Source organism: Collinsella sp. LCP19S3_D3 (assembly GCF_052121455.1).
Lineage (GTDB): Bacteria > Actinomycetota > Coriobacteriia > Coriobacteriales > Coriobacteriaceae > Collinsella.
Genome location: NZ_JBQKEF010000029.1, coordinates 1 through 13137, shown reverse-complemented (window position 1 = coordinate 13137; position 13137 = coordinate 1). Strand labels below are relative to the sequence as shown.

At 61.8% G+C, this 13137-nt stretch carries 9 protein-coding genes; 8 read left to right on the top strand and 1 reads right to left on the bottom strand.

What is annotated here, in order from left to right; all coding sequences use genetic code 11:
• Nucleotides 1-525: 525 nt before the first annotated feature.
• From ACTQXM_RS08530 to ligA, 6 genes are all read left to right on the top strand, one after another.
• Nucleotides 526-1191: a GntR family transcriptional regulator gene (locus ACTQXM_RS08530; protein WP_427795994.1), complete on the top strand. Its 666-nt coding sequence runs from the start codon at nucleotides 526-528 to the stop codon at nucleotides 1189-1191.
• 124 nt (nucleotides 1192-1315) lie between these two features.
• On the top strand, nucleotides 1316-2338 hold the full coding sequence (locus tag ACTQXM_RS08525; RefSeq protein WP_441537587.1) for a LacI family DNA-binding transcriptional regulator: 1023 nt from the start codon (nucleotides 1316-1318) through the stop codon (nucleotides 2336-2338).
• A gap of 134 nt (nucleotides 2339-2472) precedes the next feature.
• On the top strand, nucleotides 2473-3810 hold the full coding sequence (locus ACTQXM_RS08520; protein ID WP_427794171.1) for a glutamine synthetase family protein: 1338 nt from the start codon (nucleotides 2473-2475) through the stop codon (nucleotides 3808-3810).
• A 50-nt stretch (nucleotides 3811-3860) separates the two neighbouring features.
• Nucleotides 3861-4523 carry a response regulator transcription factor gene (locus ACTQXM_RS08515; protein WP_161145500.1) on the top strand — a complete coding sequence of 221 codons (663 nt, stop codon included), beginning with the start codon at nucleotides 3861-3863 and terminating at the stop codon, nucleotides 4521-4523.
• A 208-nt stretch (nucleotides 4524-4731) separates the two neighbouring features.
• Nucleotides 4732-6192: a S1C family serine protease gene (locus ACTQXM_RS08510; RefSeq protein WP_441537588.1), complete on the top strand. Its 1461-nt coding sequence runs from the start codon at nucleotides 4732-4734 to the stop codon at nucleotides 6190-6192.
• A 448-nt stretch (nucleotides 6193-6640) separates the two neighbouring features.
• On the top strand, nucleotides 6641-8869 hold the full coding sequence (ligA, locus tag ACTQXM_RS08505; RefSeq protein ID WP_441537589.1) for an NAD-dependent DNA ligase LigA: 2229 nt from the start codon (nucleotides 6641-6643) through the stop codon (nucleotides 8867-8869).
• 155 nt (nucleotides 8870-9024) lie between these two features.
• Here ligA and ACTQXM_RS08500 read toward each other — a convergent pair whose 3' ends face one another.
• Entirely contained in the window at nucleotides 9025-10371 is a 1347-nt protein-coding gene (locus tag ACTQXM_RS08500) for an MATE family efflux transporter (RefSeq protein ID WP_441064107.1), read from the bottom strand.
• A 208-nt stretch (nucleotides 10372-10579) separates the two neighbouring features.
• Here ACTQXM_RS08500 and moaA point away from each other — a divergent pair, with 208 nt between their 5' ends.
• Both moaA and mobB read left to right on the top strand, forming a co-directional pair.
• Nucleotides 10580-11635, top strand: coding sequence for a GTP 3',8-cyclase MoaA (moaA, locus tag ACTQXM_RS08495; RefSeq protein ID WP_441537590.1), 1056 nt, complete (start codon nucleotides 10580-10582; stop codon nucleotides 11633-11635).
• A gap of 4 nt (nucleotides 11636-11639) precedes the next feature.
• Nucleotides 11640-12941 carry a molybdopterin-guanine dinucleotide biosynthesis protein B gene (gene mobB / locus ACTQXM_RS08490; RefSeq protein WP_441537591.1) on the top strand — a complete coding sequence of 434 codons (1302 nt, stop codon included), beginning with the start codon at nucleotides 11640-11642 and terminating at the stop codon, nucleotides 12939-12941.
• Nucleotides 12942-13137 lie beyond the last annotated feature (196 nt).

The following is a 13137-nucleotide window of genomic DNA, read 5'->3' as shown; positions in this document are numbered from 1 at the left end:
GCCATGCCCTCATGCAGGAGGGCTAGCCGCTCAAAAAGCGTGCGCGCTTCCGATGCTCAGGCTGCTCAATTTCCGATGATCTTTTTGCTCAAATCCTCTTGACGAAACACACGCTTGCGCCCGGCAGTTTCCTATCAGTCGTCCGGAGCGGCGAGCGCCCCCGGTGGCAACACCCCCCGGGCCCTCTACGGGGCAGGGGCAGACGGCCATCCGGAGGCGCCCGATCGGCGGCCCCTCGGGGCTTGCCCGTATCGTAGGCAATGCGCCGAATGCTCGCCATCGAAATTTATCGATGGCCTATTTCAGACTGTAATGGGGCGTCTCTGCGCCATCCGATAGCAAAACAGCGGTGGTGTCCCGGGTTTCGGGATGCCGCCGCTTGCTCTTGTGATCCTAGCGACGTGAGCGCGCCCTATTTCACCGCAACTGAGGGAATGGGGGATGCGATAGTATTACGTGGTGATATTCGGCAAACCGTGGGCTTCATCCGAGGGCTTTATGGAACAGCACCAGCATAATCAAAGCTTGCAAGATCAGGCATACAATGCACTGCGCTCCAAGATCATCTATGCCGAGCTCAAGCCCGGCACGCGCCTTTCGGCGATTGGTCTGGAAAAGGAGACGGGAATCGGGCGTACGCCCATTCGCGAGTCCTTTGTGCGCCTGCGTGAGCAGGAGCTGGTGGAAACGCGTCCCAAAAGCGGCACCTACGTCTCTAAGATCAGCATGGAGCGCGCCGAGAACGCCTGTTTCTTGCGCGAGAAACTCGAGCGAAGCGTACTCATTAAATGCTGCTCGGTCGCCACGCCCGAGCAAAAGCATCGGCTCGATCAGATTCTTGCCGAGTCCGAGTCGCTCGACCATGGCGAAACGCGTCGTTTCTTTGACCTGGACAACCTGTTCCATGAGACGTGTTTTGAGATTGCCGGCCGTCACATGTTGTGGGATTGGATGAAGAGCGTCAATACGCATTTTGAGCGATACAACTGGTTGCGTATGGTGTCGCAGGATCTAGATTGGGAGCCGATTCGTCGGCAGCATCGCCGGATTCTCGAGGCCATTAAGAGGGGCGATACCGACGCGGCGAGCTATCTGGCAGAGACACACCTGCACCTGATGCCCGAAGAGCAAGGTCCGGTTATCGCCTTACATCCCGATTATTTTGAGCTGTCCAAAGACTCGGCTATCTAGCCCATTATCGCATCTGCTCGAGACGCAAAAACGATGCTGCTCACCTACAGCGTTTTGCAACCGAGAATTTTAAAAAATGCCTAAAATGGCTCAGACTGCCGACAATGGGGAAACGGGGTGCGCTATGGCGCAGATGAGAATCAAGGATATTGCCGTCGAGGCGGGTGTGAGCCCGGCCACGGTCTCGCGCTATCTCAATAACCGCCCCGGGCAAATGACCGAGGAAACCCGTGCTCGTATTGCGGAGGTTATCGAGCGTACCGGCTATCGCCCACGTGCCGCCGCGCGCAATCTGCGCAGCTCGCGTACCAACCTCATCGGCGTGATCTTGGCCGACATCGCCAACCCGTTCTCCAGCGCCATGCTCGAGGGCCTTTCCGCCAGCGCCGCCGCGCGCGGCTGCTCGCTCATGACAGCCATTAGCGGCAACGATCCCGCCAAGGAGGCCGAGTCGCTCACCAGGCTTATCGACGCTGGCGTGGACGGCCTGGTCGTCAATACCTGCGGTGGTAACGACGAGGCGATCGTCGCGGCAGCGGGACGCCTGCCCGTTGTGCTGCTCGACCGCGACGTTGCCGACGGCGGTGTCGATCTGGTGACATCTAACAACCGTGAGCTGGTCGCCGGCTTGGTAGACGCCTTGACCGCCGCTGGCAGCGAGTGCCTGTGCCTGCTCACCGAAGCAAGCGACGACAGCCCCGTCCGTCGCGAGCGCGCCGAGGCCTTTACCGACGAGCTTTCGCGCCGCAGCCTTGCCGGCGAGGTTATCACCTTGGCCGATGGCGGCGCCACGGGCGTCGGCCGCCTGGACAAGACCATCCGCGGCTATGCAGGAAAAGAGCTCGGCCTCATTGCCGTCAACGGCCTGGTTTTCCTGCGCCTGACCGAGGCGCTGGCGCAGCTTGGTCCCTCGCTGCCGGCGGGGCTCAAGATCGCGACGTTTGACGACTATCCCTGGAACCATGTGCTCTTTGGCGGAGTCACCACGGCCGCGCAGGACACCCTCACCATCGCCGAGCGCGTGGTCGATCGCCTCTCCGAGCGTATCGACGTTGTTACCACCACCGTGGGCGATGCCGCAAAGCTGGCGCCTAAACGCATCGAGGTTCCCGGCCACATCGAACACCGCGCTTCGACCTCGCGCTAGCCGCTCGTTCGTAACTGCCTGTTCGCGCACGTTTTTTGGGCGCTTGATACGCTTTAACCCTGCGGAAACATTTTTCTGCGATAGTATCTGCGATATAGACCAGTCGAAACCCGCCCGAAAGAAAGGGGAGCGACATGAACCAGCAGAACATCGATTACGTACTCCGTTCCGTAGAGCAGCGTGACATCCGCTTTGTGCGTCTGTGGTTTGTCGACATTCTCGGCCGCCTCAAGAACTTTGCTATTAGCCCCGAAGACCTCGAGGTCGCTTTTGAGGAGGGTATTGGCTTTGACGGCTCCGCCATCGAGGGCTTTGCCACGCCCGAGGAAGCCGACATGCTCGCATTCCCCGATGCTTCGACCTTCCAGATCCTGCCGTGGCGCCCGAGCCATAACGGCGTCGCCCGCGTGTTCTGCGATGTGTGCACTCCCGATCGCAAGCCGTTTGCCGGCGACCCGCGCGACGCCCTGCGCCGCATGTTCTATAAGGCCGAGAAGGCCGGCTACCTGCTCAACGTGGGTGCCGAGCTGGAGTATTACTACTTCCCCGACGAGCACACCCCCGAGCCGCTCGACAACGTGGGCTACTTCGACCTTTCGGTGAGCGATGCCGCTCGCGACCTGCGCCGCAATACGGTGCTCACGCTCGAGAAGATGTCCGTGCCCGTGGAGTACACCTTCCACGCCGCCGGCCGCTCGCAGCACGGCATTAGCTTGCGTCACGCCGAGGCCCTGAGCATGTCCGACGCCATCACCACGGCCAAACTCATCATTAAGCAGCAGGCCTACGAGAGCGGTTGCCACGCCTCCTTTATGCCCAAGCCGCTGGCGGGCGAGGACGGCAGCGCCATGTTTTTGCATCAGTCGCTGTTCGACCACGACGGCAACAACGTCTTTTGGGGCGAGGACGACGAGAAGTACCACCTCTCCGATATCGCCAAGCACTATATGGCCGGCATTCTGGCACACGCGCGCGAGATCAGCGCCATCACCAACCCCACGGTCAACTCGTACAAGCGCATCACCACGGGCGGCGACTCCGTGCCACAGTACGCTACGTGGGGCCTGCGCAACCGCGCGAGCATGGTCCGCATCCCGGTCTACAAGCCCGGCAAGCAGCTGTCCACGCGCATCGAGCTTCGCAGCCCCGATCCCATGGCCAATCCGTACCTGGTCAACGCCGTCACGCTGGCGGCTGGTCTGGACGGCATCGAGCGCAAGCTGGAACTCCCGCCCGAGGCAACGGCCGAGACGCTCAAGCTTACCGACCGTCAGATGGTCGAGGCCGGCTATACGCCGCTGCCGCGCTCGCTCAAAGAGGCGCTCGACGTGTTTGAGGACTCGCAGTTTATGAAGGATGCCCTCGGCGAGCACATCCACAGCTTCTTCCTCAAAAAGAAGCGCGACGAGTGGCATAAGTTTGAGTCCACGATTACCGAGTGGGAGATCAAGCATTATCTGGCGAACTCCTAATCGCGCTGGTTCGTTCCAGTACGATTGAGCTCATTTCCTTGGAGGTCGATATGTCCGAAAAGAGTGCCCTGTTCATGGCGCGCACGACGCGCTTCCACGAGTTTGCCCGCAGCTTGACGACCACCCTGGGTGTCGAGGTGAGCCTGGCAACCCCCGATTCGCCGACTGCGGCGCATGACTTTGACCTGCTGATCCTCGATTCCGATGGCATCCGTAGCGACCGCATCGATCAGATTGCCAAATGGCTCGACGACCGCGGCGGCGTTCCCATGTTGGTAATCGTCGACGACGAGGCGCTCGGCACCCTGCGCCTGCCCAATCACGCGCATGCCGACTTTGTATGCCCCACGGCGACGCCCAACGAGCTTAAGGCTCGTGCGCAGCGCCTGATGGGCGAGGAGGAGACCGTCGCCGCCGACGATGTGCTCAACATCGATAACCTCGAGATTAACCTGGCTACCTACCAGGTGACACTCGACGACGAGCCCATCGACCTGACGCTGATGGAGTACTCGCTGCTGAGCTTTTTGGCGACGCACCCCAACCGCGCCTACAGCCGCGAGGTGCTGCTGCACCGCGTGTGGGGTTTTGAGTACTGCGGCGGCACGCGCACCGTCGACGTGCACATCCGACGCATCCGCTCCAAGGTGGGCCCGCAGATTGCGGCACATATCACCACCGTCCGCGGCGTGGGCTATCTGTTTAAGGACTAGCTTTTCACCGCAAAGGGGGCAGGCGCCTTCGTGGTGGTTTTGCCGCATGCGTGGATCCCTTTCGAGTTCGCAGCAGAACTTAAGCATTCCTTAAAGATTACGTTCTCATACACGTACGCCCGCATATTGGGGTACAACTCAACGTGAACAATGATGGCCCGCCACATGTTTGGCGGGCCTTTGGTTATTAGACGAAAGGATCGCAGTCATGAGCGAGAACGATTCCCAGCGTCCCCAGGATGCGGGCAACGCTGGCGAGACCCAGCAGCAGCCGCGCGTGCAGGTGGAGTCGACGCCTGCCGACGGCAACATTCCCTACGTGCAGGCCTACGACACACGGACCGGCCAGCCGCTGGGCGGTCAGCAGGTTGTAAACAAGCACACGGTGGTCAAGACCAAGACCAAAAAGCTGCCGATCTTTATTACGGCGCTCGCCGGCTGCGCCTGCGGCGCCCTGCTGGTCATCGCGCTCATTATGAGTGGCACGCTCAACATTGGCGGCGGAAAGAATGTCGTGACGGCGGGTGCTTCGGGTTCATCGACGCAAAAGATTACGATCGACTCCGAGGACACCACGCTTGCCGAGGCCGTTTCTGCCAAGGCCCTGCCCTCCGTCGTTTCCATCACCGCCACTTCGAGCGGTAGCCAGAATGGCTCGCTTTCGCAGTCTGCCGACGAGTCGGATGGTTCGGGCAGCGTCGGTTCGGGCGTGGTGCTCGATACCGAGGGCCACATCCTCACCAACAACCATGTGGTCGATGGCTATGACCAGTACGTGGTTACCATGGACGACGGTACCACCTACGAGGCCGAGTTCGTGGGCAACGACGCCTCGAGCGACCTGGCCGTCATCAAGCTCAAGGATGCTGACGCCTCCAAGCTCACGCCGATCGAGATTGGTGATTCCTCCAAGCTCAACGTGGGCGAGTGGGTTATGGCGATCGGCTCGCCGTTCGGCAACGAGCAATCTGTCTCCACGGGCATTGTGTCGGCGCTGTATCGCTCCACGGCCATGAGTTCTACCAGCGGCAACACCATCTACGCCAACATGATCCAGACCGATGCCGCCATCAACCCGGGCAACTCCGGCGGCGCGCTCGTTAACGACAATGGCGAACTCGTGGGTATTAACTCTCTTATCGAGAGCTACTCGGGCTCCAGCTCGGGCGTGGGCTTTGCCATTCCGGTCAACTATGCCAAGAACATCGCCGACCAGATCATCGACGGCAAGACGCCGGTTCATCCGTACCTGGGCGCCACGCTTTCGAGCGTCAACGCGCTCAACGCCCGCACTAACAATCTCGGCACCGATAGCGGCGCGTATGTGGCAAGTGTCGTCGAGGACGGTCCTGCCGCCAAGGCTGGCATCCAAGAGGGCGATGTCGTCACCAAGCTGGGTGACGATGAGATTACGAGCGCCGATGGCCTGATTATCGCGCTGCGCAGCCACGAGGTGGGCGAGAAGGTCGAGATTACGCTCGTGCGCGGCAAGGAAGAGAAAAAGGTCACGGTCGAGCTGGGTTCTGATGAGGAGCTGCAGAACCAGCAGCAGAACGACAGCGCGACCGACACCGGCAACGGCGGCATTACCGACGAGCAACTGCGCCAGTACCTGGAAGAACTGCTGGGCCAACAGGGTCAGGGGCAAGGCTACGGTCAGGGTTTCTAACGAGCTGTATCGCACATATCGAAGCCAGAGGGGCTGTTCCGCCAGCGCGGGACAGCCCCTCTTCTCTTATTGATCCGTTGGGGACGGAGGAAAACGGATCATTTAGAAATGGCAAGGGCATGGTTCGGAAGGGCTTGGACAGTTAGTTCAGATTTGTATAAAACGGGTGCGGTCTGAGGCGTGTTTTGAGCGGTTTTGAAATGAAAGATGGGCCGAGATGGGTGTCTCGAAGACGGAAGCAAACCTAATTTGCCGTTCAGAACGATTGATTGGGGCGAAAAGCCGATATTTCAGCTCGATTCGGCGCGCGTAATTATACAAATCTGAACTAACTGTCCAACCCTGGTCCGGTCGCTGCCAATTCGGTGCGGTTTGAGACTGCTATTCGGCCCCATCGCGACCGGTGGTACTCTTGTATCCGTTTGAAATCGAGCGAAGGAGTGCCGCTATGGAGCAATCGAGCCTGTTTGGTGACGGCGTGGACATCGATACCGAAACGCCAGCGAGCACGGATACCGCTGCGCCGGCCGATACCCGTGCCCAGGCGGCAGCGCGCGCGGCTGAGTTGCGCCACGAGCTCGACTACCATGCTTACCGCTACTACATGCTCGATGCGCCCGAGATCACGGACGCTGCCTTTGACAAAATGCTCGTTGAGCTGCAGGAAATCGAGGCTACCTACCCTGACCTGGTGACGCCCGACAGCTATACCCAGCGCGTGGGCGGCTACGTGAGCGAGCAGTTTACGCCGGTCAAGCACATGGCGCGCATGTATTCCATGGACGATGCCATGGATCTGGACGAACTCGACGCGTGGCTCCAACGCACCGAGGATGCGCTCGGCGCCGGTAGCGTCACCTATACCTGCGAGCTCAAGATCGACGGCCTGGGCGTCGCGCTTACCTATCAAAACGGCACCTTTGTGCGCGCCGCCACGCGCGGCGACGGCACCACGGGCGAGGACGTGTCGCTCAATGTGCGCACTATCAAGGATGTGCCCATGCACCTGTCCGAGCCGGCGCTCGCTCACATGGGCGCCGACCGCGAGCGCACCATCGAGGTACGCGGCGAGGTCTATATGCCCAAGGGCAGCTTTGTTCGCCTGAATGAAGAGGCCGATGCCGAGGGCCGCGACCCCTTCGCCAACCCGCGCAACGCCGCTGCCGGATCCTTGCGCCAGAAGGATCCCAAGGTCACGGCGCGCCGCGACCTGGCCACCTTTATCTATGCCATCGCCGATACCGATCCGCTGCACGTCCACAGCCAGCGCGAGTTTCTGGACTGGTTGCGTAGCGCCGGCTTTAGCGTCAACCCTAACGTGGCTCGTTGTGCCACGCCGTCCGAGGTCCACGAGTTTTGTGCCCAGGCGCTCGAGCACCGCGGCGACTTGGATTACGACATCGACGGCGTGGTCGTAAAGGTTGACAGCTTCCAGCAGCAGCTCGACCTGGGCTTTACCGCTCGCGCACCACGCTGGGCCATTGCCTTTAAGTTTCCGCCCGAGGAAAAGCAGACCATCCTGCGCGAAATTCGCATCCAGGTGGGCCGCACCGGTGTGCTCACGCCGGTCGCCGAGTTCGACCCGGTGACGGTTGCCGGCTCCACCATCGCGCGCGCCACGCTGCACAACATCGACGAGATCCGCCGCAAAAACGTGCGCGAGGGCGATACCATCATCGTGCACAAGGCGGGCGACGTGATCCCCGAGGTCGTGGGTCCGGTGCTCGACAAGCGCCCGGCCGATTCGGTCGACTGGCATATGCCCGAGGTCTGCCCCGTGTGCGGCAGCCCCGTGGTCCACGAGGATGGCGAGGTGGCTTACCGCTGCGTGTCCATCGACTGCCCCGCACAGCTCAAGGAGCGCCTGCTCCACTGGGTGAGCCGCGGCTGCATGGACGTCGATGGCCTAGGCGACGAGATCGTCGACAAGATGATCGCCGCCGGCCTGATTCACGACGTCGCAGACTTCTACCAGCTCACGGTCGACGACATCGCCGGCCTGGACACGGGGCGCACCTATGCCAGCTCCAACAGCAAAAAGGGCGTTAAGAAGGGCGACCCCATCCCGGTAGGCCTCAAGACGGCCGAAAAGATCATCGCCGAGCTCAACAAGTCCAAGAGCCAGCCGCTCGGTCGTGTGCTGTTTGCCCTGGGTATCCGTCACGTGGGCAAGAGCGTGGGCGAGGTCATCGCCGAGCGATTCCTGTCGATTGACAAGCTTATCTTGGCGAGCGAAGAAGACATCGCCGAGTGCGAGGGCATCGGCCCCAAGATTGCGGCGAGCGTCAAGCAGTTCCTGGCCGTGCCCGAGAACCTTGCCGTCCTGGAACGTCTGCGCCAGGCGGGCCTGTCGCTCGAGGTCGATTTGGGCGCCGCGCACGCGCAAGCCGCAGCCGACGCTGGCGTGGCAGGCGAGCTCGCCGACGCACAGCCGCTCGCGGGTCTGACCTTCGTGCTCACCGGCACGCTCGTCAACCGCACGCGCGACGAGGCGGGCGCGGCGCTCAAGGTGCTCGGCGCCAAGGTTTCGGGCAGCGTATCAAAGAAGACGAGCTATCTGGTTGCCGGTCCCAAAGCGGGTTCCAAGCTTACCAAGGCCGAGCAGCTGGGCGTACCCGTGCTGGACGAGGACGCACTCGAGCAGATCTTGGCTACCGGTGAGGTGCCCCAGGCTTAAGGCATCAATAGTCAAATTGAAGAACCGCCCGAAAGCGCGATGCCTTCCGGGCGGTTCTTACTTTGTTGGGGAAACCGTCATCGTGATCTGCGTCACGTAGGTCGCGGGGTCGTCGCTGATGATGTCGTCAATGAGGGCGATTTCACGTTGCCCCGCTACGCTGCTAACTTGTCAAAAGCCCCGCGCCGGTTGAGCACGGTAAACGCGACAACACAGATGACTGCCGACAAAATCGACCCGCACGGCGAGGCGATGCCCATGGGAAACAGTGTGTCGGAATAGGCGTTCGACAGCAGCCACGCGCCCGGCACGCGAATGAGCGCCACGGCCAGCACGTTGTGCGCAAAGCCGATGTAGCTCTTGCCGTATGCAGCGAAAAAGCCGCTAAAGCAAATGTGGATGCCGGCAAAAATCGCGTCGAAAATGTAGCTGCGCATATAGCCGGTGCCGGCAGCGACTACTGCAGCGTCCTTGGCAAAAAAGCCAATAAACGCCGGCGCCACCAGCCACATCAGCACCGTGATCAGGCAGCCGTACACCACCGAGATGGTCATGGCGTCTTTGAGCACCTGACGCGCGCGGTCGCCCTTGCCCGCGCCGGCGTTTTGCGCCGTGAGTGCGCTGACGGTGGCGCCCATGGAACTCGGAACAATGAACAAAAAGCTGATCATCTTTTCGACCAGGCCCACGGCGGCGGCGTCGACCAGGCCGCGATGGTTGGCGATGACGGTGATAAACATAAACGCCACCTGGATGCAGCCGTCCTGCACGGCCACGGGCACGCCGATCTTAAGGATGCCGCCGAGCACCTCGGGCTGGGGACGCAGGTCGCTACGCTTAACGTGGATGTTCGTACGGCGGCTCTTAAGCCACACGAGCGCGAGGGCAACGCTTGCCGTCTGGGCGGTTACCGTGCCGAGTGCCGCACCCACGGGGCCGAGCCCCAAGTGGCCGATAAACAGAAAATCGAGCGCGATGTTGATGATGCACGCCACGCCGATCACGTACATGGGCGAGCGCGAATCGCCTAGGCCGCGAAAGATGGCCGAGAGGATGTTGTATGCGGCGATAAACGGAATGCCGACAAAGCAGATGCGCAGGTAGGCGGCGGTTCCTTCGACTGCCTCGGCTGGCGTCCCAATAAGTGCCACGATCTGTGGGCACAGTGCGAGCAGGATGGCTGCCAGCACTACCGAGACACCCATAAACAGCGTGATGGTGTTGCCGATGACGGTCTCGGCGCGATCGAAGCGGCGCGAGCCCACGGCGTGGCCGACGATAACCGTCGTTCCCATGGCCAGACCCACGAGCGTCACGGTAATGATATAGAGCGTCTGCGCGCCATTGCCCACGGCGGTGATGCCGGCGGCACCGCTAAACTGCCCCATCATGTACAGGTCGGCCATGCCGTAGAGCATCTGCAAAAAGTACGAGAGCATATAGGGCAGGGCAAAGACCGCGATGGTCTTAAGGACATTGCCGCGTGTGAGGTCGTGTTCCATAGGTGGGGCTTTCTGGCTGGGTCTGTTTCCGTACCAGTGTAGTGAAAACCCTACAACGATTGTAGAGTCAAGGTTTGTGTGTTGAGGATGGGCTTGGAAAGCCGGTCTTGTTCGAAGCGACCTGTCCTGTCGTACGGGTGTCGGCATGATTCTCTCGTGGGGTATTATGTTTTTCGAAGAATAAAACGCCGCGTGAGGGGAGGGCTGCGTGGACGGGCACGTGCAGCATGACGGTTTTGGCCGCGATATCAACTACCTGCGCATTGCCGTTACCGACAAGTGCAATTTCCGCTGCATTTACTGCATGCCGGCCGATGGCGTGGCGCCCCGTGCACACGACGAGTTACTCAGCGCCGAGGAAATCGCCCGCTTTGTGCGCTTGGTGGCGGGGGAGGGCATTCGCCGCGTGCGCCTGACGGGCGGCGAGCCGCTGGTCAGCCGCCGTATTATTCCGCTTATTCGCGACATCCGCGCGATCCCTCAGATCGAGGACATCTCGCTCACCACCAACGGCGCCCTGCTGCCCAAGCTGGCGCCGCAGCTCAAAGATGCCGGGCTTAACCGCGTCAACATCTCGCTCGACACGCTCGACCCTACGCTCTTTGGAAAGATCACGCGCCTGGGTCGGCTCGAGCAGACCATGGCCGGCATCGACGCGGCGCTGGCTTGGGGCTTTGAGCCCGTTAAGGTCAACTGCGTTGTTGTGCGCCGGCTCAACCAGGATGTGGCGGCCCTCGCGCGGCTCACGCTCGACCGTCCCATTCACCTGCGCTTTATCGAATATATGCCCATCGGCGACGAGCACACGAGCTCGCATTGCGCTGTGGACCCGCATGCGCCCGCGCTCAATCCCGAGCTGTGGGACGCGAGCGATACCGTGCCGAGTGACGAGCTGCGGGCGCGCATCAATGCCGGGGCCACCGCGACGGGACTGGGCGAGCTCGAGCCGCTCGACATCAACGATGCTCCTGCCGGCGCGGGCCCTGCGCGCTATTGGCGCTTTCCGGGCGCGGCGGGAACGGTTGGCTTCATTAGCGCCATGTCCAACCATTTTTGTGCGAATTGCAACCGTCTGCGCCTGACGGCCGATGGCAACGTGCGTCCGTGCCTGTTTAGCGATGCCGAGTATTCGGTGCGCGACGCCCTGCGCCGTGGTGATGATATGCAGGTACTTTCGATTTGGCGCGATGCCGTGGCCCACAAACCGCAGGAACACGCGATAATTGAGGGCACGCAACGATTTATGTCCCAAATCGGAGGATGATCATATGGCCAAGAGCAGGTACGCCGACGCCACCAAGGCCGCTCGCAGGGCCGCGATGTCTGCCCACAAAGTCACGGCCGCGGCGAATGCTGGCAACGCCGACGCGTCCGCGCAGCCGACTTCCAGCGCGGCCACCGAACCCGCCCGTGACGCACGTCGCAACGAGCTGACGCACGTGGACGCCAAGGGCGAGGTGCGCATGGTCGATGTGTCCGACAAGGCCGAGACCCATCGCATCGCCATCGCCGAGGGCACCATCCTCATGCATCCCGAGACACAGGCCATGGTGCTGCAGGACCGCGTCAAAAAGGGCGACGTGCTTGCCTGCGCGCGCGTGGCGGGCATCATGGCCATCAAACGCACGAGCGACATCATTCCCATGTGCCATCCGTTGCTCATTACCAAGAGCAAGTGCGGCATTGCGCCCATCGCTCCGGCGGGGACGCCGGCCGAGGACGTGCCCGAGGGCTGGGCACCGGCGCGCGCGGACGGGCAGGTTGGCTTTCACGTACTGGTTACGGCCGGCGTGACGGGCAAGACGGGTATCGAGATGGAGGCCCTGACCGGCGCGAGTGCCGCGTGTCTAACGATCTATGACATGTGCAAGGCGGTTGATCGCGGTATGGAGATCGTCGACGTGCGCCTGTTGCACAAGGAGGGCGGCCGCTCGGGCGTGTGGGACCGCGCAGAGCGTCAGGCTGCTGCTGTTGAGGCCGTGGCCACTGACGGTGCCGCACTCGCGAGCGCACCCGTCGCCGTCGCGCCCGCAGCTCCGACACCGGCCGTCCCCGCGATCGCGTTTATCGGCTACCAAAACTCGGGCAAGACCACGCTCGTCGAGAAGGTTATCGCCGAGCTCACCCGCCGTGGTCTGCGCGTGGGTTCGCTCAAGCATCACGGGCACCACGGCTTTGATATCGACGTGCCCGCTAAGGATACCTGGCGCCATCACCAGGCCGGATCCAAGCACGTGGGCCTCATCTGCGCCACGCGCTGGGCGGAGTACGCCGACACGCGCGAGGGGGACGAGATGTCCGCGCGCGAGCTGCTGTCGCGCTACAACGATGTCGACGTGGTGATCATCGAGGGCTACAAGACCGAGGGCTTCGACAACATCGTGGTCGCGCGCTCCGGTGTCGACCGTCTGCGTGGCAGGAGCTCGCTCGACCTGGTCGACGGCCGCACGCTGGCCCTTGCCTGCAACGAAGCCCTGGCACGCCAGGCCTTCGACGCAGGCTTTGCGACCCGAGCCATCAACATCAACGACGCCCGCGCCATCTGCGACCTTATCCAAGACCACCTTTAAGGCTTGGCGCTGAACCTGCCAAAAAGGGACAGGTTTATTTTGGCAGGTTCTATCTGGGCAAACGTCATTTCCACCACAAAGGGGCCAGTGAACTGCGCCCCGAAACTTGGACTGAATAAATAGCGACTACGCCGCAAGGGCCCGGTTCCGGAACTCCTCCGGCGTCAGGCCCTTCAATCTTACCTGCCTGCGCCGC

Coding starts and splice junctions, on each gene's coding strand:
- ligA (WP_441537589.1), top strand. CDS start 6,641: ATGGAGCAATCGAGCCTGTTTGGTGACGGCGTGGACATCGATACCGAA.
- mobB (WP_441537591.1), top strand. CDS start 11,640: ATGGCCAAGAGCAGGTACGCCGACGCCACCAAGGCCGCTCGCAGGGCC.
- ACTQXM_RS08515 (WP_161145500.1), top strand. CDS start 3,861: ATGTCCGAAAAGAGTGCCCTGTTCATGGCGCGCACGACGCGCTTCCAC.
- ACTQXM_RS08500 (WP_441064107.1), bottom strand. CDS start 10,371: ATGGAACACGACCTCACACGCGGCAATGTCCTTAAGACCATCGCGGTC.
- ACTQXM_RS08510 (WP_441537588.1), top strand. CDS start 4,732: ATGAGCGAGAACGATTCCCAGCGTCCCCAGGATGCGGGCAACGCTGGC.
- ACTQXM_RS08525 (WP_441537587.1), top strand. CDS start 1,316: ATGGCGCAGATGAGAATCAAGGATATTGCCGTCGAGGCGGGTGTGAGC.
- ACTQXM_RS08520 (WP_427794171.1), top strand. CDS start 2,473: ATGAACCAGCAGAACATCGATTACGTACTCCGTTCCGTAGAGCAGCGT.